Raw genomic sequence first — 22,937 nt, forward strand, 5'->3', positions numbered from 1 at the left:
GCTACTTGTCTTTGCGCGCAGCTTCGGCTCGGCGCAGATCGCGGGCAGCATCCGCCGCCGCCGCTTCTTCGGGAGTGGGCGCGGTGCCACCCAGATGACGCGGGAACCACCATTGGCCTGCTCCCTCGACGGGATACGACTTCTGCGCGGTTTCGAGCAGACCTTCCATCGTGGTTTTGAGTTTCGCGGTCGCCTCGATGGCGTCATCCGTTGGTGCCACCGTGATCGGGTCGCCCACGACCATGACGACCGGGACATTGGTGCGCTCACTCAGGGTGATCTTTCGGTTCTTGGTGAGAAGACGTTGACCGCCCCAGAGAACGAGGGGAACAAGGGGAACGCCGGCTTCGGCCGCAAGCCGCGCTGCGCCGGTCTTGAAATCGCGAATCGTGTACGACGCACTCACGCCGGCTTCGGGAAAGACTCCAATGAGCTCGCCCGACTTCAGTGCCTTCACGGCGGCAGCGTAGGCCGTGGCGCCCGCCTTCATGTCGACGGGGATGTGTTTCATGTTGCGCATGAATGAGCCGACAATGGGCTTATCGAACACGTTCTTCTTTGCCATGAAGCGGATGCGACGGCGGTTGTGCAGCCACAACGCCCATTCCACGAGCGCAAACTCGAGGTACCCGAAGTGGGTCATGGCGATGACGGCGCCGCCGGAAGCGGGCAAATTCTCTGCACCGATTATGGTGCGGCGCACGCGAAGAGCGCCGAACATGGCGCGCCCCGTAGCGATCGCTGCCGTGTAGATCGGCTCGTTGCGGTACTTCATGGTTCTACTTTATGAGAACTCGATGGGAGTTTGCCGCTCGTGATTGTCACGACGGCTGATCGTGGGGTGGGTCAACGCTGGGGTACAGCCCAGAGCGCTTCACACGGCAAACTCACTGTGACGAGATCGCCGAGGGCGAGCGGATGCCCGGGGGCTGCCTCGGTGTGCACGTCGGCATCCGCGACCCGCACAATGACCTCGCGGCGCGGGCCCCGCTGAACGGTGGACGTCACGATGCCGAGCAGTTCGCGCGGGCCGAACCGCTGGCACGCTGCGGCGTCGGCGTGACGGTTGGCGGGAGCGGCAGAATCCGCCCCGCTGGCGGGTTGACGCAAGGTGGAAGTGACAGCTTCGTGGCGAAAGACGAGTGTCGCGGGCCCGGAGGCAACGTCGCCGTGGAGAGCGACGTCGCCGAGCGCAGAACGATGCACGCCATTCTCAATCGTGCCCGCGAACGCGTTCTTGCCGCCGAGCAGCCGGGCGACTGCGAGAGAAGCGGGCCGGTGAAAAACGTGATCGACGGTGTCGTGCTGCAGTAGTTCGCCGTTGTCGAGCACGACGATGCGCTCCGCCATCGCGCTGGCTTCGTCGCGGTCGTGAGTGACGAACAGAATGGTGGGGTTGAGGGCGGCACGAATCTCGGCGATCATCGCGTGCATATCGTCTTTGAGGCCAGGGTCGAGAGCGCTGAATGGTTCATCGAGCAGCAGCACAGAGGGCTTCGCGGCAAGTGCTCGCGCCACAGCAACGCGCTGCTGCTGACCGCCCGAGAGCGAATGGGGCGAGCGCCCGCCGAACTCCGTCATGTGGACGAGTTCGAGGTGTTCCCGGGCTCGTTCGCGAGCCTCTCGACGGTTCACGCCCGCCGCTCGATCGGCGAAGGCCACATTGTCGAGCACCGTGAGGTGCGGAAAGAGCAGCGGGTTCTGGAAGACCATCGCGATGCCGCGGTCTTCCGGTAGCAGGGCCGTCACGTCTCGCCCGGCCAAGCGCACTTGGCCGCCGTTGGCATCCTCCAGGCCGGCAATGATCCGCAGGATCGTGCTCTTGCCCGAGCCACTGGGCCCGACGACGGCCGTGCTCGTGCCGGGCAGAATATCGAGATTTACGCCGTGGAGTGCCGCCGGAGAAGTGGCCGAATAGGTTTTTGTCACGCCCGTGAGGGTGATCGCCGATGGGGCCGCCTCCGCAGCGATCGAAGCGGCGACGGGCGGGGTGGGGCTCATGATTGCTTCCCTGGATCGAGGTTGCGGGCCCGCGAGACGAGCGCCAGAAGAATGAGGGGCGGGATTACCGCGGAGAGCGACAACACGGCCACACTCGATTCGTTGCCGATGCCTGCCGCGCTCGACGCGATAATCAGCGGCAAGGTCACCAGCTGCCCCCCACCGATTACCAGCGTGACGAGGTAGTCGCTCCAGCCGACCAAGAACGCCAAGAACGCTGAACGAGCCAGCGCGGGCGCAATGAGCGGTAGGTGAACCCGCCACAGCGTGAACCGGGAGGTCGCGCCGAGCGTGCGCGCAGCCTCATCGAAACCGTCATCGTAGGCGGCATAGGCCACCCGCATCGAGAACGTCGTGTACGGAATTGCGACCACCACGAGCACGAGAATCACGCCGAGCTCGGGTGGCACCCACGCCCGCAACAGCACCACGTTGATGCCGAGCACGGCGGCGAACGGCGGCAGCAGCACGGGAGAGAAGAGCAGCACGCTCACGAGTCGACCGAACGGCAGAGTGCGGCGGGAAAGCGCGCGGGCGGCCATTGCTCCGACAGGAGTGGCAATGGCGGCGACGATGAGCGAGAGCAGCAGGGAGTCACCAAAGGCAGCCACAGCACCGTTCGCGAGGGCGGCGGTGAGGCCATCCGTCCCCAGCGTCATCGGCAACACATCGGGCGCCGACCACGAGTTCGCGAACGACCACAGCATAAGCGGCAAGAACGGGAGCGCGAACCAGAGGGCTACGAGCGCGGTCGAGACGAGGCGCGCGGTGCGCATCACTCCGCGGGATTGCGAGAGGGGGCTGCCCGCGTCGCCCGGCATCCGGCGCTCGCGGCGTTCTCGTTGATGGCGTTTCGCGCTATCGACGTCAACGTTGCTGGTGGAGAGCGTCATCGCCACGCTCGCATTCGTCGTAGGCCGAGCATGGCGACGGCGATCACTGCGGCCGTCAGCGCGACCGTGATGACGCCGATGGCTGCTGCCTCCGGCCGAGCGGTGAGACTGGCGGAGTTGAAGAGGCGCAGCGCCATGACCGAGAGGGGTTCGGGGTAGGTCTGGCCGAGCATCCACGCCACTTCATAGGAGCCAAGCGTGTACGCGAAAGCGATTGCGGATGCCACCAGCAGTGACGGTGCCGCCAGCGGAAAGAGTACGAGCCTCAATCGCGCCGAGCGGTGCGCGCCGAGAACGGCGGCGGTTTCGTCGTACGAAGTGATGCGGGTGGCGAGGGTGCCAACGATAATGAGGGCGACGAAGGCCGATTCTTTCCACGCGTATTCGGCGATCACGGCGAACCAGGTGGGGCCGGCGACGAGCGCGGGCCAGGCGTCGGGCGAGACTCCGAAGAGACGGGCGAGCACGCCGGAGTCGGAGAGCAGCAGCCCCACTGTTGCCGCCCCAACGAGATGCGGAACGGTGACCGCGGCAGCGCCGAGGGCGCCCACGATGCGACCGCCCACGTTGCCCGAAATGATCAGCACTGCGGTGAAGAAGCCGACAACAGCGGCGATCGCCGTGGAGACCACAGCTATTGAGAGCGACAGCAGTGCGGAGGTGAGCAGCTCGTCGGTGTCGTCGAACGCGGCAGTGCTGAGTTCGGCCGCGCCGACCAGCGGCATGAGGCCGAGGCTCTGCAGCAGCGTCGTGCCCACTCCACCGATCACGACGAACGCGACCGGGATAACGGCGGGTAGCACCAAGAGAGTTGGTCGTAACCAGCGTCGACGGTTTCTGCGGGCGCGCAGTACAGCTCCGCCTGCTTCTGCGGCTGCCGCGGTGCTGGCGGGTGCCCGCGGCTCCGCCGCCGAGACTCCCGTCATTGGCCGGCGGCGATCCGAGTGCGCCACGCTTCGTCGATGGCCGGAACCCACTCCGCCGAGAGCTCGGGGCTCGCGTTGCGCGAAAGGATGTCGAAGCTCGGCACTACCGGCGACTGCGGCAGCGCATCGAAGAGCTCGCGATCGGCGGCGGAGAGAGCATCCAGATCAAGAACCGTGAACTGGCCCCACACGGCCGGGTCAGCTTTGGAGACTTGCTGTTCAACCGAGAGCGCTTCGTTGGCGACAACCATGGCGCCGGCGATGTTGCCCGAGTTGCTGGGGATGCCGAAGAAGCTGGCGTTGCCGAGCGTGCCATCATCCACGGTCAGCACTCGCGTCGTGTCGGGAAGCGTGCCGTTCTCGACCAGCGCGGTGAGAGTGGCGGGGCCGTAGGTCATCATCATGTCGATCTCGCCGTCGGCAAAGAGCTTCGTGAGTTGTTCGGATGTTGCGGGGTACGTGCTTCCTTCGCGCCACAGTGACGGCGCGAGGGCTTCGAGCCGGTCGAACAGTGCGGGCGACAGTTCGTCAAACGCTTCGTCGCTGAAGGTGGAGGGCACATTCTCGTAGCCACCGGATTCGCTGTAGAGAACTGACCGCAAGAATGCGGAACCCGTGAAGTCGGGAGCGGCCGGGTAGGTGAAGCGACCGGGGTTGGCTTCGGCCCAATCGAGAATGCCGTCGATCGTCGTCGGCGGGTTCTCGACAGTGGCCGAGTTGTAAACGAAGGAGAACTGCGCCTTGTGCCAGGGAGCTTCGCAGCCATCGACGGGGGTTCCAAAGTCTTCCGTGAGAAGCGGGTCGCTGTCGGAGACGAGGCTCATGTTCGGCAGCAGTCCCGTCCAGTCGCAGAACCAAGCATCGGCCTGCTTGCCGGTGCGAAAGTTGTCACCGTTGATCCAGACGAGATCGACAGCACCATCGTCGTTGCGGCCAGCCTGCAGCTCAGTGAAGACGCGGTTGAGCGCATCCTTCGTGTCCGCGATCGGCACGCGTTCGAGCGTCACACCCTGCGCCGCCGCAGCCGGAGCCAACACATCATCGACGTAGGCGTTGCCCTGATCGTCGCCGCCCCACATCCACAACTTCACGGTTTGGCCGTCAGCGGCAACCTGCACGTCAGACCAGTCGAAGAACTCGGGGCCCTGCGGTGAGGTTGTCGGCGCGGAGCACGCGGCGAGCGCCAAGGCGCTGATGGCAGCGGTAGCGAGCAGCGACAGCGTGCGGCGACGGACCACCGCAGCGTTCGGAGCTGTCGCAGGGCGAAACGGTGACCAGGTGTGCACGACGGTGCTCCTTAGATAATGAGGGCTCACGAAGATGCTGCCCAGTTGCCCGACGCAGCGCACCCCCACATTAAGTGTGAACAACATCTCCCTTCAGTAAGCCACATCACATACCGACTTCATAGCTGCGACATAGCATTGGCCGCATGAACAAGAAACGCGCCTCTGCCCTGTGGAAAGCTGGCGCCTTCGTCGTCTTCCTTATCGCGATCGTCATCGTGGCGTTCACGATCGACATCCCATCGGTCGAAGAGATTCAATCGTGGGCCGAAAGCACCGGGCTGCTCGGCGCGGGAATCTTCATCCTCGCCTACGCGATCCTCACCCTCACACCGGCGCCCAAGGCTGTCATCAGTATCGCCGCGGGCCTTGCCTGGGGACTCTGGATCGGAACGCTACTGGTTCTCGTCGGCGCCGTTGCGGGAGCCGCAGCATCGTTCTGGATCGGTCGGATGCTCGGCCGCGACGCCGTGGAGCAGTACACCGGTGGGCGGGTGCGGGCCGTCGATGACATGCTGCAGAAGCGCGGGTTGCTCTCGATGATCGTGCTGCGCCTCATTCCGCTCGTGCCCTTCACCGTCATCAACTACGCCGCGGGCCTCACCGCCGTGCGCGTGCGCGACTACATGATCGGCACGACCATCGGCATCATCCCCGGCACGATGGCGTTTGTGGCCGTCGGTGCCTACGGGGCCGAACTTAACGGCGGTTTCTACATTGCCCTCGCCGCGCTCGCCTTGCTGACCATTGGCGGTGGCGTCGTCGCTGGCCGTATTCGCAAGAAGGATGCTGCTGCTGCTGCTGCTGCAGCGGGGGAGAGCTCAGCGCTTGCCCCGGATGCCGCTGGCGACGCTGTTGGTGGTGACACTCTCGTTGGCGACAGTGCTGCTGCTGGCGACACTGCTAGCGGCGACAGCGCTGGCGACATCACCGCGGAGAAAATCTAACGATGCTGGATGTCCAGCTGCGTCGAGCAGTCAGCAAGCCTCTGAACGCCCTGGCTTCGGCTCTCGACGTGCCCTGGATCACGCCTGACCGGCTCACGGTGGCCGGGCTCGTTATCGGGCTGAGCAGTGCGGCGCTCGCCGCCACCCAGCTCTGGGCTCTGGCGGCGGTCGCGTGGCTGCTCTCGCGAGTGCTCGACGGGCTCGACGGAACGCTGGCTCGGCGCCGGCTTGTTGCGGCATCCGCCCCTCGTTCGGCCACCGCGAGCGAAGCGGGCGGCTTTCTCGATATCGTCGCCGACTTTGTGGTTTATGGCGCGACTGTCGTGGGAGTCGCGATCGGTGCCACGACTGCATTCGCTGCGCCGTGGTGGCCGTTCCTGGTCGTCTTGTTTGCCTATTACATCAACGGGGCCGCGTTTCTGGCGTTCTCGTCGATCGCCGAACGCACGGGCCGCACGCTCTCGGATGACGACAACCGTTCACTGTTCTTCCTCGGTCGTATCGCCGAGGGTGGCGAGACGGTGTTCGTTCACACCCTGTGGCTTGTGCTGCCGTTCTTCGCGTGGCAGATCGCGATCGTCTGGAGCATCGTCGTACTGGTCAGCGCCGCCCAGCGCATGATCGTCGGCTACCGCCTGCTGCGCTAGCGCGATCCGCGATCCGGCGACTGGCGACCAACTAACAGCGAGCCAGCGAACCGCTACCTTCTAGTCGCGCGGCTTGCCCACAATCGCGCGGCGCACCCGCACGAGCAGTTGGATGGCCGACGCCACGATTCCGCTCTTCAACCGGTATTGCACGTCGGCAATCGCGGCGGTCCAGAGCGCATCGCTAAAGGTCGGGTACGCGTGAGTGGCTCCAGCGAGAGTGCTGGTCGAGAGCTTGGCGCTCACGGCAACGGTCAGTTCGCCCAGGCTTTCGCCGGCGCGCGGGCCGACGATAGTTCCGCCGAGAACGCGGCCGCTTGAGCTGACGACGATCTGGGCAAATCCATCCTCTTCGCCCTCAGCGATGGCGCGATCGGTAGCGCTGTGCTCTCCAGTGAAGACGCGGTGCTTGCCGTCGACAGCATCCGAGGCAGTGAGGCCAACGGCGGCAATCTCAGGCGAGGTGAAGGTGACTCGAGGAACGACGGCCTCGTTGAACTTACGGCGCAGTCCCAAGATCGCGTTGGTGCCGGCGATGCCGCCGCTGACGCCCGCGATGTGGCTGAACTTCGGCAGGCCCGCCACGTCGCCGGCTGACCAGATGTGCTTGTTTGCGGTGCGCAGCGAGGCATCCACGTCAACGTAGCCCTGTTGAGTGAGGGCAACGCCAGCGGTTTCGGGGGAGAGGGTGCCGAGGTTGGGAGTGCGACCGATCGCGGCGAGCAAGCGATCGAAGGGAACGCGGCTGCCGTCATCAAGAACAACTTCGCCACTCAGGCCATCGCTCGAGACGACTTCAACGGCGCTGCGGCCGTGAAGCACAGTGATGCCGTCGCGGTCGAACGTCGTCTGCAGCACGGCGCTCGCACGCTCTTCTTCAGCGGGCAGAATGCGGGCGCTGCGGTTGACGATGGTGACGTCAGATCCGAGGCGGGCCATCGCTTGACCGAGTTCGCTGCCGATCGCGCCGCCGCCCAGTACGACAAGGCGCGCGGGGAGTTCGTCGAGTTCCCAAATGCTGTCGCTCGTGAGCATCTGGATGCTGTCGGTGCCGGTGAAGGTCGGAACGCGCGGCACGGTGCCGGTCGCGATCACGGCCTGCGCGAACGTGTGCGGAACACCGTCGATCTCGAGAGCATGACGGCCAGTGAATTGAGCAGTGCCGTGGGCGACTTCGATGCCAAATTCGGCGAACGCCTCGGCAGAGTCGTGGGGTTCGATCGTGGCGACGGCGCTCTGCACATGGCCCATCACGCGGGCAAAGTCGACTGTGACATTGTCGGTTGTGACTCCGAATCGCTCAGAGCTGCGCGCGACATGCGCAGCATGGGCGGCCGCGATAAGAGACTTCGACGGAACGCAGCCGGTCCAGAGGCAGTCTCCACCGAGGCGGTGACGTTCCACGAGCAGCACTCGCGCGCCGAAGCGACCCGCAGTTTTAGCGGCGACGATGCCTGCGCTCCCCGAACCGATGACAATGAGGTCCCAGTGGGTGGGCGTGCTGTGCTGCGGGGACATGCGATCTCTTTCCTGAGCCAAGGGGGCAATTGCCCCCCTACTTTCTAGCAGCGTGCTGTTCAGCGAACCGTACGCTAGATCACAGTTCCGAGGGATACCCCGGGCGTAGTCTCGGCAAATGGCTACCGAAACTTCTGCACAGTCCACTGCCGCTGAGGCTCCTCGCTACGACGGTCTCAAGGCTGTCTTCATCAACTGCACGTTGAAGAAGAGCCCCGATATGAGCCACACGCAGGGGCTCATGGATAAGAGCATCGACCTCATGCGCAGCGCCGGAGTGCACGTCGACAGCCTGCGATTTGTCGACCACGACATCGCGATCGGCGTCTACCCCGATATGCGCGAGCACGGCTGGGAGAAGGATGCCTGGATGGACGAAGTCTGGCCCCTCATCGAAGCGGCCGACATCCTTGTGATCGGCGGACCGATCTGGCTCGGCGACAACTCGTCAGTGACGCGGATGCTCATCGAGCGTCTTTACGCGATGAGTGGCGAGTTCAACGACAAGGGTCAGTACGTGTTTTACGGCAAGGTCGGCGGCGCACTCTTCACCGGTAACGAGGATGGCGTGAAGCACTCCGCCATGTCGCTGCTGTACAGCCTCCAGCACATTGGCTACGTCATCCCACCCGCAGCGGATGCCGGCTGGCTCGGCGAGATCGGCCCCGGTCCCAGCTACCTCGACGAGGGTTCGGGTGGCCCCGAGAACGACTTCACTAACCGCAACACGACCTTCATGTCGTGGAACCTCATGCATCTGGCGTCGATTCTCAAGAATGCCGGCGGTGTGCCGGCCTATGGCAACTCGCGAAAAGAGTGGAACGATGGCGAACGCTTCGGCTTCGACGCCAACCCCGAGTACCGCTGATCACCAGCCTGATCGTGTAACGATGGTCTCGTGCGGCGCGCAAATCGCGTCAGCACCGCTGGCGAGCGATCGTCCGTGGTCGCCGCAGCGAAGGGACCATGAACCTCTGATGCCGATCGACAACGGTTCCTTTAGTTGCCTGAGCGAGGTTGATCTCTTCTCCGATTTGTCTCCTGACGAGATCGAAGCGATGGATCGCATGGCGCCTTCCCGCTCGTACTCGCTCGGTGAGATGGTGTTCAGCCAGAGCCAGCCGGTGACCGCCCTCTTCATTTTGAAGAAGGGCCGCATCCGCATCTTTCGGGTGACCGAAGACGGCAAAGCGCTCACGATGGCGATCCTCGAGCCCGGAGCAGTCTTCGGCGAAATGATGATGGTCGGGCAGCGCATGTACGACAACTACGCCGAAGCGATCGACGACGTAGAAATCTGCCTCATGAACACGGCAGATGTGGAGCGCTACCTCATCGCTGACCCCCGCATCGCGATCCGCATTTCGCGGCACCTGGGCGAGCAAGTGGTTCGCCTCGAGGAGCGCCTCACCGATCTCGCGCTGCGCCCGCTGCAGTCGCGCGTGTGCAGCACTCTGCTTCGCCTGGCGGAATCGGCGCGCACTCCGCGCTTCACGCATCCGACCATCCGCCTGAGCCACGACCAGCTCGCCGGGCTGCTCGGCGCCACCCGCGAATCGACAAGCAAAACCATGTCTGAGCTGGCCAGCCGCGGCATCATTCGGCAGGGGCGCGCTCGCGTCGTCATTCTCGATGCGGATGCTCTGGGTCAGCTAGCTCGCCAGTCCAGCTAGCGGGAGAGTAGTAACTACTCTCGTGCGCAGTAGAGCGATGGGTCTACCGTGCAGGCATGGATGCCTTACAGAGCCCCAAGAAAGGGGTGGCAAGTTCACCCATTCGTCGCTCGGTCGCGATTGCCGGCACCGTTCTGGTGGCGTTGACGCTCGGCGGCTGCACCCCTGCGACTCCTGATGGGGGAGCCCCGCTACCATCGGAGCCGGCAGCGACCTCCGAGCCGGAGCCGACGTCTGCTCCGGAACCAGAAGCTGAGGCGCTCACCATCCCGGAGTGTGACGCCCTTTACCCGATCGCTGATGCGCGGGCTCTGTGGGGCGACAACACAGAGCTGTATTTTGAGGGAGATGCGACCGATGTTGGTCACTACACCTCAGAGCCGATCGCGGCTATAGACACTCTCGGCGCAAACGCGACGATGGGGCGCACGTGCCTCTGGGGCATCCCCAACTCGGGTGCGATCTTCGGGCTCACCGTAGCCGACGTGACGCCAGCAGACGCCGACTTGCTGACAGCCGCCCTGATTGGCGAGGGCTATTTCAGCTTCGAAAGCCGAGGAGCAACATCGCTAATGCTCGAGGCAGAGGGCCCAATAGCGCCCAGCGGACGCACTCACTACCTCATCGATGATCTCTGGGTTTATGCCGGGGGTACGCGGTTTAGCGTCTCGGTCCCCGTGGCAAATGCTGCGCTGGAGCAGGTTCGTGCCGCCAACCCGACCCGAGAGTATTAGGACACTGAGAGCGGTACTCGCGGGAGTCAGAGGTGCTTCCTTCCTGCGGGAGCAATACGGGGTTACTCTTCAGTCATGAACAGTGAACGCGAAGGTTGCTCGGGCAATGCTGCGGCGACTCGGGGACGCATCTCGGCGGTGGCGGCATCCGTCATGATGCTGAGCATCGCCCTCGCTGGCTGCGTGCCGACCGCCACTGAAACAGCGATACCCACGACGAGTGCGCCGTCAGCGACCGCGTCGCCGAGCTCTACGCCGCTGCCCACGCCGGACCCGCTGATCATCCCTGGCTGCGACACGTTGTTGCCGTTGACCGACGCGAAGAGCTTCTTCTCGACGAGCACCGAAAAGCTAGACGAGCAAGACTCTCTGGCGATTACGGGTGAAGAGATCCCCGAGATTGCCGCGGCGAAGTCGGATGCCAGCATCGCGAAGAACTGCATCTGGGGCGTGCCGAATTCCGACGGGGTCTTCTCCGCTTCCCTTGGTGACATTTCTGAAGCCGACATCACGGCGCTGACAGAGGCTCTGGTTTCCGCCGGATATCAGGGGGCGACTGACAACAACATCGCCACGCTCGAGTTCATCTCCGAGAACGAAGTCGGAACGACGGCGACCACCCACGTGCTCACCGGAGACCTCTGGATTCTCGTAACCGGGCCCTCAGTTGACCTCACCACCCCGGTCGCGATGGCCATGCTTGATCAGGTGCGCCTCGCCAACCCCACGCGCACCTACTGACCGACGCTCGACTAGACCATTTCGTAGCAACTCTCACATTTTGGCCACAACCCTGTAACGGGCAGACAGGTGGGTCTACCCTTCTGGCATAACGACGGATGCGAGGAGAGCCCCATGAATGAGCAACTACGACCTGTCCACGTTTCGATCGCTGCGGCATCCGCTGCCCTGATCGTGTTGGCCTTGACCGGCTGCGTGCAGTCTGAGACGGATGCCGCGATAGATAGCGCGACGGAACCGTCACTGGCGCCGTCAAGCGAGCCGAGCGAACCTACCGCTGAACCAACTCCCGTTGTGGAGCCGCTCGTGATTCCCGAGTGCTCGACGATGGTGCCCCTCGAGGTCGCTAAGAGCTCCTTCTCTGAATCCACGGTCCTTTTAGCGGAGGAGGATTTTGTGGACGTGAACGAGTGGTCTATGCCCGAAGAGGCTGCTGCGATCTCGAACGCATCGGTCGCGAAGGACTGCTGGTGGGGAGTGCCCCGCGGCGATGGGTTCTTTGGGCTCGCGGTCATCGATATTGACTCCACCCACCGCGCGACGCTAGCTTCCGCCCTGCTCGACGAAGGGGCAGTAGAGACAGCGTTAGGGAGCGTGACTGTATTGAACGTGTTGACTTTGAGTGGGTTGAACGACATCTATGACACTCACTATTTCGTCGACGACGTGTGGATTCACGGCACCGCCAATAATGACCGGCTGTCTACGAAACTTGCGGATGCTGCCCTCGAGCAGATTCGCGTAGCGAATCCCACGCGCGCCTACTGACTCCGGCCTTCCTCCGCTAACGTCAGTAGCAACCACTCATGCGCTCCCGGGCGCACGATCTGTCTACCCGCAGCGCACTAATGACTGCGGATGACCGACGTGGGATGGCAACCAAAGCGACCGTAAATCAAGTTTGCACAGTCAATCTTGATCATGTACGTTTTGTCTAGCCATCCAATGACGGATAAGGCCTAGGAAGGAACCTGGATCCAAGTGAACACAACTCTTGATTCCAAGAAACTGCGAGGCCTCGGCATCGCATCGCTCTTGGTAACAGCACTCACGCTCTCCGCCTGCACAGCACCAGCAGAAGAATCCACGCCCGACGCCGGTGACCTCCTGATCTCTCAGGAAGCCTGCGACCGCAACGCCGCGGTCGGCACTATCACCTATATCTCCGGCTACGGCTACTCGGCCAGCGCCGGCCAACTCGATGTCTTCCTCGCCGACGAGCTCGGCTACTTCAAGGACCTGTGCCTCGACGTAGAGATCAACGCGTCCGGCGCGAACGGGCAACAGCTCGTCTCGTCCGGCCAGGCCGAATTCACAGCCCTGGGTTCGGCATCCGATGTCATGCTCGCCGCGGCGAACAGCAAGAACCTCACCGCGGTCGCGACCTACGGCAACACCCCGCCGTTCTCGATCTTCGCCAACGAGAAGATTAAGAGCCTCAAGGACCTCGAAGGTGGTTCGCTCGGCTACTTCATCAACCTCACTCCGATCGCCTCCGCCATGCTGGATGCCGCTGACGTCGATGTCAGCAAGGTCGAACTGATCAAGATGACCAACTACGACCCCACCGTCGTCACCCGCGGTCAGGTCGACGCGATCGTTGGCTACGCCTCGAACCAGCCCGAGAACCTTCGCGCTCAGGGCCTACCGTTCAGCGAGTTCTTCCCCTCTGACGTTGGTGTTGAGGGCACGTATAACGTCATGGAAGTTAACTCCGAGTTCCTCGCCGACAACCGTGAAGTCGCCGCTGACTTTATGCGCGCCTCACTCCACGCCCTGCAGTTCTGCCTCGACAGCTCCGACGAATGCATCGACATGATCGCGCAGCTCGCCGAAGACAACGGTCAAGGTTCCGCCTTCCCGCGCGATCAGCTCGAGCGCACGTGGAATGTTGAATCGCAGTGGGTCAAGGACAGCAACAGCGGACTCCCCGGAGCCCAAACTGCCGCTGACTGGGAGGCCGAGTACAAACTCGTCGAGCAGTTCGGCAACGTCGACACCCTGCCCGCCATCACCGACATGATGGATGAAACGCTCGTCGCCGATCTCTATGCAGACGGCGAACTGATTTGGCCGGGAAACTAACCCGACCACCCCACTCGGATGCCGCACCACCCCACCCGGTGCGGCATCCGGCATCACAACCAGGGAGTAACTGTGGAAACCGCACAGCCACACGCCGGCGTTCATATTGAGAACGTCTCCAAGAGCTTCGGCCCCGAGGGGGCGCGCACGCTCGTGCTCAACCATGTGAGCCTCTCGATCAAGATGGGCGAGTTCGTTTCCGTGATTGGCCCGAGTGGCTGCGGAAAGTCGACCCTGCTCAAAACTGTTGCCGGCCTCATCGATGCCGATAGCGGCACGGTCATGGTCGACGGGATGACGGTGAAAGCTGCCACGAAGAACAAGATGATTGGTCTTGTTCCTCAGTCTCCGGCGCTGCTCCCGTGGCGCACAGTGCTCGACAATGTGCGCCTGCCGATGACGGTGAATCCGAAAGCGAACGCGAACCGCAACCTGCGTGACCCCCGCGAGATTTTGGAGTCCTTCGGATTGGGCGCCGCGCTCGACAAGTACCCCGGCCAGCTCTCCGGAGGAATGCAGCAGCGCGTCGCTATTGCTCGCGCGTTCGTGTTCGACCCGAGCGTGCTGCTCATGGATGAGCCCTTCTCGGCGCTCGACGAGATGAACCGTGACGCTCAGCGACTTGGCCTGCTCGATTTCTGGCAGTCCAACCGCAAGGCCGTCATGTTCGTGACTCACTCGGTGCCCGAGGCGATCATGCTCTCTGACCGCATTGTGGTGATGGGGGCCCACCCCGGTCACATCGCCGAAATCATCGATGTTCACTTGCCCCGCCCCCGCACGATCGACGTGTACGAGACCGAGGAGTTTCGCCACCTCGAAGGCCACGTGCGCGAAACACTGCGCGAAGTGATGGGACAAAAGAGTGCCTAAGTCACGCAAGAACGAGGACAGCATGTCAGCAACCGATACGTCGACTCTCGCGGTTCAGGCCGCGACGAGTGCAACGGGCCGCCGCATCTCGCCGCTCGCTACCGCCAAGTTCAAGCAGAACCTGCGCTGGACCAATTGGGCTCCCGCCGTCATCACTTTCGTGATCGCGGCCGCGCTCTGGCAGATCACGGCGATCGCGAATCCGTACGTGATTCCCACGATCGACCAGGTCTGGATGAGCCTCATCAAAGACGCCGACACGTACTGGGCCAACATGCTCGTGACGGGTCTTGAGGTTGCCGTGGGTGCCAGTTCAGGCATCATCGCCGGGTTCATTCTGGCGATCATCATGGCCGAGTTCCAGGTCATGGAACGTGCTGTCATGCCGCTCGTCGTAGTCGTGATGGTGACGCCGATTGTGGCGATTGCCCCCGCGCTCGTCGTAGCCTTCGGTTTCGGCATGACCCCGAAATTCATCGTGACCGCGCTGGTCGTGTTCTTCCCCATGCTCGTCAACTCGCTTGCCGGGCTGCGAGACGTGGATGACCGTGCTCTCGACGTGATGAAGACACTGCACGCCAGCCGCTGGGAGATCTTCCGCGACCTGCGTTTCACCGGGTCGATGCCCTACGTCTTCGCGGGGTTGCGCATTGCGCTTCCGCTCGCAATCGTTGGTGCGGCCGTTGCCGAGTTCGTTGCGGCCGGCCAGCAGGCAGGGCTCGGATCCCTCGTCACCATCGCCGCCGCGCAAGCAAATCTCCCCGTGACCTGGGCCAGTATCGCGCTGCTCTGCCTCATGGGAGTCATCCTGATTTCTCTGCTCGCCCTCGTTCGTAAGCGAGTGCTCTGGTGGAGCGACGGAGCCGCTGTGGGTCGCTAAATCCCCGTCGCTGGCACCTTTTCCCACCACACCTCTGCCCTTTTCCGCATCCCCACCCCCAAACTTTCTCCCCACCACGAAAGGTTTCACCATGAAGAAGCTTCGCTTCGGTCTATTCGAAAACCCCCAGGCCAACGACTCGGGAACGTCCACCTGGCGTCACCCCGATAACAAGCGCGACATGTTCGATCGCCTCGACTACTGGCGTGAAATCACGACCATCTGCGAAGAGGCCGGCTTCGACTTCATGTTCTTGGCGGATGCCTGGGGCTGGGCCGACGTCAACGGCGAGCGTCCCGAGATCTGCTCGGTCGAGGGCCTCGACCTGCCGCGCCTCGACCCCGCGATTCTGGCCGCTGCCCTCATCTCGACCACCACGAACCTCGGACTCGTGCTCACGGGATCCACTCTTCTTGAACAGCCCTATGCCTTCGCTCGCCGCATCGCGAGCCTCGACCACCTCTCGGGCGGTCGCATCGGCTGGAACGTTGTGACGACGGGTACCGCTGAAACGGCTTCGCAGGCGTTCGGGGTTCCGATGGTGGCGCACGATGAGCGCTACGACATGGCGGATGACTTCATGGAGGTCGTCTACAAGCTGTGGGAGGGCGCCTGGGAGCGTGACGCGCTCGAGCGTGACAAGAATGGTCGCTTCGCCGACCCGGCTAAGGTTCACCGCATCGAGCACGATGGTCCGTACTTTAAGTCGCACGGCTATGGAAACTCCTCGTACTCGCCGCAGGGCACCCCGGTGCTCTTCCAGGCCGGCACCTCCCCGCGCGGTCGCGAATTCGGCGGCAAGCACGGCGAGGCCGTCTTCCTCGGTGGCGGCGCTGTGGAGAAGGTCGCCGAGCAGGTGGCCTCCATTCGTGAAGAAGCCGTCAAGAACGGTCGCGCTGCCGACTCGGTCAAGATTATGTCGGCCTTCACGTGCGTGATCGGCGACACCGAAGACGAAGCCAAGGCCAAGCTGCAAACGGTGCTGGATGCCGAGAGCCCCGACGTTGCTGTCGCCTCCTACGCGTGGTTCACGGGCCTCGATCTCTCGTCCTTCGACCCGGCGACGCCGATGAAGGAGCTGCACACCGAGCTCTCGCAAACCCAGATCACTCGCTTCGGCGACCAGACCGTGGGCGACGTTCTCAAGCAGTGGGCCGGCAACGGTGTGCGCAGCAAGCCTTTCGTGGGCACCGCGGAGCAGATCGCGGACGAAATGATCGCTCTCGCTGAGGGTGCTGACCTCGACGGCTTCTTGCTGACGCCGATGATTCAGCCCAGCTCGACGGTCGAATTCATCGAGAAGGTGCTGCCGATTCTGCGCGAGCGCGGAGTGGCGGGCGAAGGCTATGACGCCCCGACGCTGCGCGAGCGCCTGCTCGGAACCGACGACTCGATCTTGCGCGACGACCACCCGGGAGCGGCGTACCGCGCCACTGCTGCGGTCGAAGCGACGAGCTAGCTCGTAGTGGCTCGAGCGGGACGGTCGCCATTTTCACCGGCAAAGACGTAGTCGCCGGAACGGATGCGACCGATCACGTCTCGAGCCCACTGCTGCTCGCCGCGCAGGCGTGCGGTCGCGAGTTCGAAGATCTCACGCACGTAGGCGGGGGTCGACGCCGAGGCTGCGACATCACCAATGTGGTACGTATTGCTGGCAATGCGGGCGTCGATTTCGGTGACGCGATGTTCGAGCCCGGCGAGCACTTCTTCGCGCTGCAGGGCGTACATGAACGAGGTCAGCACCATGACGGGTTTGGTATCGAAAACTTCGACGGTCCAGAGAGTGTCGCGCAGCATCCGGAGCAGTTCAACTTCGCCGGCTTCGGTCACGCTGTAGGTCGTGCGCTCGGGGCGGTTACCGGCAGATTCGGTGCCGTTCTCGGCGAGGTAGCCATCGTTCTTAAGCGAGCGAAGGGCGTTGTAGATCGATCCGGGCTGAATGTTGGCCCACTCGTCGATGTGCCAGGTCATGAGTTCGCGGCGGAGAAAGTAGCCGTGAACTGGCTGAAACTGATTCACAGCTCCCAGCACGACCAAGCGAGTTGTAGTCGACATGCCCCCAATCGTAGGGCACGGCTTCCGTTGGCAGGGGTGAAAGTCAGTTGTTTACATGATCAAAAATGACTAACATGTAGTCACATGTTCAAACTTGACTAGCAGTAGCTGGTTGAACATCACGAATAAAGGAGTCCGCCCATGTCCCACAAGACCACTGCGGAAGAAGTTTCTCCACAGGTTGCTCTTCGTCGAGCACTCTCCCTCTTTCCCACCGGTGTCGTGGCCCTCGCCGCTGTCGTCGATGGAGTGCCCACCGGCATCGCCGTTAACTCGTTCACCTCGGTGTCGCTCGATCCGCCCCTGGTCGCCGTCTGCCCCGCGCGCACCTCCACCACGTGGCCAGTGCTCGCTCGGGCAACCCGTATCGGGCTGAGTGTTCTTGGCGCCGATCAAGAGCAGACTGCGCGCAGTCTCGCCTCCCGCACGGGCGATCGCTTCGCCGGCATCGACTGGCGAGCCACCGAGGGTGGGGCTATCCACATGGATGGTGCGGCGCTGTGGCTGGAGTGCGAGATTCGCAACAGCTTCGATGGCGGCGACCACGAGATCGTGACCCTCGAGGTCACCCACTCCGAGGCCTTCCCCGAGGTCACTCCTCTTGTCTTCCACCTCAGCCAGTTCCGCGGGCTGTAGGTCGGCAGAGTGCTCGCTGCGCTCTACTCGACGCCTCCTCACGGGCTCGCCGCTAGGGTTGGCGTAATGGATCATCCACCGACGCTGAGTTTTCGCGGCACCGTCGTTCACGGCGATAAACGTGGTCGTGAGCTCGGCTTTCCGACCGCGAACATTGCGGTCGCTGAGCACCCTGAGCACCCTGAGCACCCTGAGCACCCTGAGCGCGCTGAGCATGCCGGCTCCCACGCGCTTCCGGTTGATGGCGTCTACGCCTGCTGGGTCACTTTTCCGCCCGCCACCGAGCGGCACGGTGCCACGATCAGCATTGGTGACAACCCCACCTTCGACGACGTGACTGAGCGTCGCGTCGAAGCGTTCATCCACGATTTCGATGGCGACCTGTACGGCGCCGAGGTCGAATTCACGGTGCACGCGTGGTTGCGCGGAATGTTCCGTTACGAGAGCCTCGACGCGCTCATTGAAAAGACGGCGGCGGATGTCGCGGCCTCGCGCATCGCTCTGGCTGGTCCCGCCCAGCTCCCGTAACTATCGCGGCTCCCCAATTTGCTCATCTGAGCATTTCGGGGCCGCTGTTTCGTTAGTCTTAGCGCATGCTTCTCAGCGATCGCGACATCCGGGCCGAACTCTCCACTGGCCGTATCGGCCTTGACCCGCTCGATCTCGACATGGTGCAACCTTCGAGTGTTGACGTGCGGCTCGACCGCTTCTTCCGTCTCTTCGATAACCACAAGTACCCCTTTATCGACCCGGCGGTCGATCAGCCCGACCTCACTCACCTCATGGAGGTGGATGCCGACCAGCCGTTCATCCTTCACCCCGGCGAGTTCGTGCTCGGTTCCACCTTCGAGCTCGTGACTCTGCCCAACGACGTGGCGGCGCGACTCGAGGGCAAGAGCTCGCTGGGGCGCCTCGGTTTGCTCACGCACTCCACGGCCGGCTTCGTTGACCCCGGCTTCTCGGGTCACGTCACTCTCGAGCTCAGCAACGTCGCCACGCTGCCGATCAAGCTCTGGCCCGGCATGAAGATTGGGCAACTCTGCTTCATCAAGACCACCTCGCCGGTGGAATCGCCCTATGGCTCGGGCCAGTATGGCTCGCGTTACCAGGGCCAGCGTGGACCCACAGCGAGCCGCAGCTTTCAGAACTTTCACCGCACTGACGTGCGCGCGAATGACGCTGGTTCGCTCGGCGGCTAAGCCTGGGCTGATCGCGCCGAAGTGAACGTTAGATCACGATCCGAATCGTGGTAGTTGTTTAATCCTCAACCTCGCCTAATGTCATCTCATGAGCACATTCGGGGATTCGGGATCACGCACTGCACGACTGACCACGCGAAGGATTATCGCTACAGCATCCGCGGCTTTGGTCGCTCTCGTGCTGGCTGGATGCACGAATCCTGTTGGCGAAGGTGTCCTCTCATTCGAGCCCACAGCGACTCCCGTTGAATCCACTCCAGCGCCTGTCGCTGAGCCGCTCGTGATCCCGTCCTGTGAGGAATTGCTCCCCTTGAGCCAGGTGGCGCAAGAGATGGGCGACACCACTGAACTCTTGCGGGTAGAGAACACCGGCGAGTTCGAGCTCGCGTGGCCTGGCCGCTATGAAGGGTTCGAGGACTTCTTGGCGGAGGTCCCGCTGAGCCAACAGTGCACCTGGGCTCCCACGGGGAGTTTTGAAGTCTTCGTAGAACTGATGGTCGCCGATACCTCGAACACTGACCTCGACGCGCTGCGTGCCCACATTCTGGAGTCCGGCTACGTAGCGGCTGAGAACGGTGGGGTTGAGACATACACCGGGCAAGCCGAGGGCTCATCGCGCGATCGATTCCCGACCCATCTTCTCGTCGACGACCTGTGGATCTACGTCACGCCCTATAGCCAAGAGCTGGCCCTCAGCCACGGCAACGGTGCGCTCGAGCAGATTGCCGCAGCTAACCCGACTCGCGGGTACTAGTCGTCGCGCTGGGCGCCGAGCTGTTCCAACTGCCAGCCGAGCCACGGGCTAAACGCGAACGGGGTTCCGGCCACGGCGGCGTGCAGCGCTTGGGGGTCAACCCAGTCGAATTCGTCAACTTCGTCGGGGTTCGGGGCTGCGGCATCCGCTGTCACTGCACGGTAAACGGGGCAGATCTCGTTCTCGACGATGCCGGAGGAGTCGACGGCGCGGTAGCGAAAGTCGGGCAGCACCAGTTGAACGTCGCTGATGGTGATTCCCAGTTCATGCTGGGCGCGGCGGATGATCGCCGCTGCCATGTCTTCGCCGGGGGCTGGATGCCCGCAGAACGAGTTCGTCCAGACGCCAGGCCAGGTGAGTTTGGAGAGCGCGCGACGCGTGACCAGCACTTTGCCCTCGGCGTTGTACACGTGGCACGAGAACGCGAGGTGCAGCGCCGTGTCTGTCGTGTGTACGAGAGCTTTGTCGGCAACGCCGATGTGCTCGCCGGTATCGGAGAGAAGTACAACCTGCTCAGGGATTTCACTCATGATCGCGATAGTCTGCCTAGGTGGAACGAAACGAATTGCCGCACCTGATGTGTCGGCTCTCACCCAGCCTAACCAATGCGATTGAGCCCGCGGGGAGCTGGCGCGCGTGAGTGCTCGTCTCACGCTCTACGACCGGGTCGCCGAAGACGCGGCCAGTATCGTCATCCGCAGCTACTCCACATCATTTTCGGCGGCATCCCGACTGCTCGGCAAAGACATCCGTCAGCACGTTGAGAACATTTACGCGCTCGTTCGGGTCGCCGATGAGATCGTCGATGGCGGTGCCGAAGAGGCCGGTCTCGACCTGCTCGCTGTCACGCGTCAGCTGAACGAACTCGAGCGCGAGACCGAACTGGCCATGGAGGTGGGTTTCAGCTCGAACCTCATCGTTCACGCTTTCGCGCTCACCGCTCGGGAGGTGTCGTTCGGTGCAGAACTCACCGCACCCTTCTTTGAGTCGATGCGCATGGATCTCAGCGAGAAAGAGCACGACCAAGAGAGCTTCGACCGCTATGTGTACGGCTCTGCCGAGGTGGTGGGGCTCATGTGCCTGTGTGCTTTCTTGCACGGCCACGAGGTCAGTGACGAACAGCGCGCCAAGTTCGTGCACGGCGCTCGCGCCCTCGGTGCAGCTTTTCAGAAGGTCAACTTTTTGCGTGACCTCGCCGACGACTTTGAAACGCTCGGCCGTAGCTACTTTCCCGGTATCGATGTTGCGACGTTCACCGAGGCCGAGAAGATTCGTCTTCTTGACGACCTCGACGCCGATCTGCGGGATGCCGCCATCGGTGCCGAGCTGCCGGCGAGTAGCCGCAAAGCGGTTGCGCTCGCCCATTCCCTGTTTGCCCAGCTCTCCAAGCGCATCCGGGCTACCCCGGCCAGCCAATTGGTGAAGACCCGGGTGCGTGTTCCAGATGTTGTTAAAGTGCGGTTGGCTGCGGCGGCCGCGATGGGAGTGACCCCTCGACCATGAGTGATGTTGTTGTAATTGGTGGCGGTATTGCCGGTCTGGCGAGTGCAGCATTGCTCGCAAAAGAGGGCCATTCGGTCACTCTGTTAGAGGGTCTGCCCGAGGTGGGCGGCCGCGCTGGTTCGTGGGAGCACGAGGGGTTCCGTTTCGACACGGGCCCGTCGTGGTACTTGATGCCCGAGGTGTTTGACCACTTCTACAAGCTCATGGGCACGAGCGCTGACGAGCAGCTTTCGCTGGTAACCCTTGACCCCGGTTACCGGGTGTATTTCGAGGGCGAGAAAGAGGCGCTCGACATCTCGACCGAGCTCGAAGAGAACCTCGCGTTGTTCGAGAGCATCGAGCCCGGTTCAGGCGCTCGCATGCGCCAGTACTTGGTGTCGGCTCAAGAAACGTACGAGCTCGCCAAGAAGTACTTTCTCTACACGAGCTTTGCCGACCTGCGCACGAGTGCAACGAAAGAGGTGCTCGCTAAGGCGGCCCGCTTCATCCGGTTGCTCATTGAGCCGCTGTCGAAGCTCGTGGCTCGCACCGTCAAAGACGATCGCCTGCGCAAGGTTCTCGGTTACCCCGCCGTCTTCCTGGGCTCGTCGCCGTACCTCACTCCGAGCATGTACCACCTCATGAGCCACCTCGATCTTTCGGATGGCGTGCTCTACCCCATGGGCGGGTTCACCCGGGTGATCGAAAGCATCGCCGACGTTGCGCGCTCGGCTGGCGTCGACATCCGCACCAGCTCGAAGGTCACTCGCATCGTGACCGTTGCGGGCGTGGCACGAGGTGTTGAATACACGGATGCCGCGGGCACGAAGCACACGCTGAATGCCGACACCGTTGTTTCCGCCGCCGATCTCCACCACACCGAGACCACGATGTTGGCGCCGAGCGAGCAGACGTACCCGGCCTCGTATTGGGCGAAGAAGATTCCTGGCCCCAGCGCTTTGCTGTTGTACCTGGGCGTCAAGGGCGAACTGCCCGAGCTCGAGCACCACACGCTGCTGTTCATGAAGGATTGGCAAGAGGGCTTCGAAGCAATCTTTGGCAAGGAGCCGAGCGTGCCCGAGCCCGCATCGCTCTACATTTGCAAGCCGAGTGGTGTTGACCCGAATGTTGCGCCTGAGGGGCACGAGAACGTGTTCGTGCTGGTGCCCATTCCGGCCGACCCGTCGATCGGCCACGGCCACATTGACGGTGACACCGCCGGTGAGAGCGATCCCCGCATCGAGAAGCTTGCCGACAAGGTCATCGCCCAGATCAGCGAGTGGACGGGTGTCCCCGACCTCGCCGAACGCATCACCGTGCGCCGCACTCTTGCTCCCGGTGACTTCGCTGACGACCTGAACGCCTGGCGCGGTACCGCCCTGGGCCCGGCTCACACTCTGAAGCAGAGCGCGTTCTTCCGCGCGGGCAACGTGAGCAAGAAGGTCAAGGGTCTGTACTACGTGGGTGGGTCGACGATCCCGGGTATCGGTTTGCCGATGTGCTTGATCAGCGCCGAAGTGCTCGTGAAGCGCCTGCGCGGCGACACCTCTGCCGGGCCACTCGCTGAGCCGCTGACGCCGTCGGTCGTTCGCTCGCCGCAGGGCTAG

The 22,937-nt window shown here is 63.1% G+C and carries 25 protein-coding genes; 17 read left to right on the forward strand and 8 right to left on the reverse strand.

Annotated elements, in window-relative coordinates; translation table 11 throughout:
* Window position 1: 1 nt before the first annotated feature.
* From I6E58_RS01940 to I6E58_RS01960, 5 genes are all read right to left on the reverse strand, one after another.
* Window positions 2-775, reverse strand: a complete 774-nt coding sequence (locus tag I6E58_RS01940) for a 1-acyl-sn-glycerol-3-phosphate acyltransferase (protein WP_197129783.1) — start codon at window positions 773-775, stop codon at window positions 2-4.
* A 71-nt stretch (window positions 776-846) separates the two neighbouring features.
* Window positions 847-2,001, reverse strand: a complete 1,155-nt coding sequence (locus I6E58_RS01945; RefSeq protein WP_197129786.1) for an ABC transporter ATP-binding protein — start codon at window positions 1,999-2,001, stop codon at window positions 847-849.
* Window positions 1,998-2,894 carry an ABC transporter permease gene (locus I6E58_RS01950; protein WP_231595115.1) on the reverse strand — a complete coding sequence of 299 codons (897 nt, stop codon included), beginning with the start codon at window positions 2,892-2,894 and terminating at the stop codon, window positions 1,998-2,000. The genes I6E58_RS01945 and I6E58_RS01950 overlap by 4 nt, the downstream gene beginning before the upstream one ends.
* Window positions 2,891-3,820, reverse strand: coding sequence for an ABC transporter permease (locus I6E58_RS01955; RefSeq protein WP_231595116.1), 930 nt, complete (start codon window positions 3,818-3,820; stop codon window positions 2,891-2,893). Before I6E58_RS01955 ends, I6E58_RS01950 begins: the two co-directional genes overlap by 4 nt.
* Window positions 3,817-5,106 carry an ABC transporter substrate-binding protein gene (locus I6E58_RS01960; RefSeq protein ID WP_197129792.1) on the reverse strand — a complete coding sequence of 430 codons (1,290 nt, stop codon included), beginning with the start codon at window positions 5,104-5,106 and terminating at the stop codon, window positions 3,817-3,819. Before I6E58_RS01960 ends, I6E58_RS01955 begins: the two co-directional genes overlap by 4 nt.
* Window positions 5,107-5,252: 146 nt before the next feature.
* On the opposite strand from I6E58_RS01960, the gene I6E58_RS01965 reads away from it, so the two are divergent.
* On the forward strand, window positions 5,253-6,053 hold the full coding sequence (locus I6E58_RS01965) for a TVP38/TMEM64 family protein (protein ID WP_197129794.1): 801 nt from the start codon (window positions 5,253-5,255) through the stop codon (window positions 6,051-6,053).
* 2 nt (window positions 6,054-6,055) lie between these two features.
* Complete coding sequence (locus I6E58_RS01970) at window positions 6,056-6,700, forward strand: CDP-alcohol phosphatidyltransferase family protein (protein WP_129072528.1); 645 nt, start codon at window positions 6,056-6,058, stop codon at window positions 6,698-6,700.
* A 60-nt stretch (window positions 6,701-6,760) separates the two neighbouring features.
* On the opposite strand, the gene I6E58_RS01975 is transcribed toward I6E58_RS01970, so the two are convergent.
* Entirely contained in the window at window positions 6,761-8,218 is a 1,458-nt protein-coding gene (locus I6E58_RS01975; RefSeq protein WP_197129797.1) for an NAD(P)/FAD-dependent oxidoreductase, read from the reverse strand.
* 118 nt (window positions 8,219-8,336) lie between these two features.
* On the opposite strand from I6E58_RS01975, the gene I6E58_RS01980 reads away from it, so the two are divergent.
* The 9 genes from I6E58_RS01980 to I6E58_RS02020 all read left to right on the forward strand — a co-directional run bounded on the left by I6E58_RS01980 (window position 8,337) and on the right by I6E58_RS02020 (window position 16,663).
* On the forward strand, window positions 8,337-9,086 hold the full coding sequence (locus tag I6E58_RS01980) for a flavodoxin family protein (protein ID WP_197129801.1): 750 nt from the start codon (window positions 8,337-8,339) through the stop codon (window positions 9,084-9,086).
* On the forward strand, window positions 9,043-9,891 hold the full coding sequence (locus I6E58_RS01985) for a Crp/Fnr family transcriptional regulator (RefSeq protein ID WP_231595118.1): 849 nt from the start codon (window positions 9,043-9,045) through the stop codon (window positions 9,889-9,891). The genes I6E58_RS01980 and I6E58_RS01985 overlap by 44 nt, the downstream gene beginning before the upstream one ends.
* Before the next feature lie 56 nt (window positions 9,892-9,947).
* Entirely contained in the window at window positions 9,948-10,625 is a 678-nt protein-coding gene (locus I6E58_RS01990; protein WP_129072525.1) for a hypothetical protein, read from the forward strand.
* Between the two features lie 75 nt (window positions 10,626-10,700).
* Window positions 10,701-11,366: a hypothetical protein gene (locus I6E58_RS01995; RefSeq protein ID WP_197129804.1), complete on the forward strand. Its 666-nt coding sequence runs from the start codon at window positions 10,701-10,703 to the stop codon at window positions 11,364-11,366.
* Between the two features lie 114 nt (window positions 11,367-11,480).
* Complete coding sequence (locus I6E58_RS02000; RefSeq protein WP_197129807.1) at window positions 11,481-12,134, forward strand: hypothetical protein; 654 nt, start codon at window positions 11,481-11,483, stop codon at window positions 12,132-12,134.
* 213 nt (window positions 12,135-12,347) lie between these two features.
* A complete protein-coding gene (locus I6E58_RS02005) occupies window positions 12,348-13,451 on the forward strand; it encodes an ABC transporter substrate-binding protein (RefSeq protein WP_307841930.1) in 1,104 nt (367 codons plus the stop codon).
* Between the two features lie 72 nt (window positions 13,452-13,523).
* Window positions 13,524-14,324, forward strand: a complete 801-nt coding sequence (locus I6E58_RS02010; protein WP_129072521.1) for an ABC transporter ATP-binding protein — start codon at window positions 13,524-13,526, stop codon at window positions 14,322-14,324.
* Window positions 14,325-14,346: 22 nt separating this feature from the next.
* A complete protein-coding gene (locus I6E58_RS02015; RefSeq protein ID WP_129072520.1) occupies window positions 14,347-15,204 on the forward strand; it encodes an ABC transporter permease in 858 nt (285 codons plus the stop codon).
* A gap of 91 nt (window positions 15,205-15,295) precedes the next feature.
* The gene (locus tag I6E58_RS02020; RefSeq protein WP_197129823.1) at window positions 15,296-16,663 is read left to right on the forward strand and encodes an NtaA/DmoA family FMN-dependent monooxygenase; all 1,368 of its coding nucleotides are present in this window, start codon (window positions 15,296-15,298) and stop codon (window positions 16,661-16,663) included.
* On the opposite strand, the gene I6E58_RS02025 is transcribed toward I6E58_RS02020, so the two are convergent.
* Window positions 16,660-17,259: a PadR family transcriptional regulator gene (locus I6E58_RS02025; RefSeq protein WP_197129826.1), complete on the reverse strand. Its 600-nt coding sequence runs from the start codon at window positions 17,257-17,259 to the stop codon at window positions 16,660-16,662. The genes I6E58_RS02020 and I6E58_RS02025 overlap by 4 nt on opposite strands.
* Before the next feature lie 141 nt (window positions 17,260-17,400).
* Here I6E58_RS02025 and I6E58_RS02030 point away from each other — a divergent pair, with 141 nt between their 5' ends.
* From I6E58_RS02030 to I6E58_RS02045, 4 genes are all read left to right on the forward strand, one after another.
* Window positions 17,401-17,895, forward strand: a complete 495-nt coding sequence (locus tag I6E58_RS02030; protein WP_129072517.1) for a flavin reductase family protein — start codon at window positions 17,401-17,403, stop codon at window positions 17,893-17,895.
* Window positions 17,896-17,961: 66 nt separating this feature from the next.
* Entirely contained in the window at window positions 17,962-18,423 is a 462-nt protein-coding gene (locus I6E58_RS02035) for a riboflavin kinase (protein ID WP_197129829.1), read from the forward strand.
* A gap of 65 nt (window positions 18,424-18,488) precedes the next feature.
* On the forward strand, window positions 18,489-19,094 hold the full coding sequence (gene dcd, locus I6E58_RS02040) for a dCTP deaminase (RefSeq protein WP_129072515.1): 606 nt from the start codon (window positions 18,489-18,491) through the stop codon (window positions 19,092-19,094).
* 88 nt (window positions 19,095-19,182) lie between these two features.
* Entirely contained in the window at window positions 19,183-19,848 is a 666-nt protein-coding gene (locus tag I6E58_RS02045; protein WP_197129832.1) for a hypothetical protein, read from the forward strand.
* Here the strand turns inward: I6E58_RS02045 and idi are convergent.
* The gene (idi, locus tag I6E58_RS02050) at window positions 19,845-20,378 is read right to left on the reverse strand and encodes an isopentenyl-diphosphate Delta-isomerase (RefSeq protein WP_197129835.1); all 534 of its coding nucleotides are present in this window, start codon (window positions 20,376-20,378) and stop codon (window positions 19,845-19,847) included. The genes I6E58_RS02045 and idi overlap by 4 nt on opposite strands.
* Window positions 20,379-20,484: 106 nt before the next feature.
* Here idi and I6E58_RS02055 point away from each other — a divergent pair, with 106 nt between their 5' ends.
* Both I6E58_RS02055 and crtI read left to right on the forward strand, forming a co-directional pair.
* The gene (locus I6E58_RS02055; protein WP_129072512.1) at window positions 20,485-21,351 is read left to right on the forward strand and encodes a squalene/phytoene synthase family protein; all 867 of its coding nucleotides are present in this window, start codon (window positions 20,485-20,487) and stop codon (window positions 21,349-21,351) included.
* Complete coding sequence (gene crtI / locus I6E58_RS02060) at window positions 21,348-22,937, forward strand: phytoene desaturase family protein (protein WP_129072511.1); 1,590 nt, start codon at window positions 21,348-21,350, stop codon at window positions 22,935-22,937. The genes I6E58_RS02055 and crtI overlap by 4 nt, the downstream gene beginning before the upstream one ends.

The sequence above is a fragment of the Salinibacterium sp. SWN1162 genome (assembly GCF_015864675.1).
GTDB lineage: Bacteria > Actinomycetota > Actinomycetes > Actinomycetales > Microbacteriaceae > Rhodoglobus.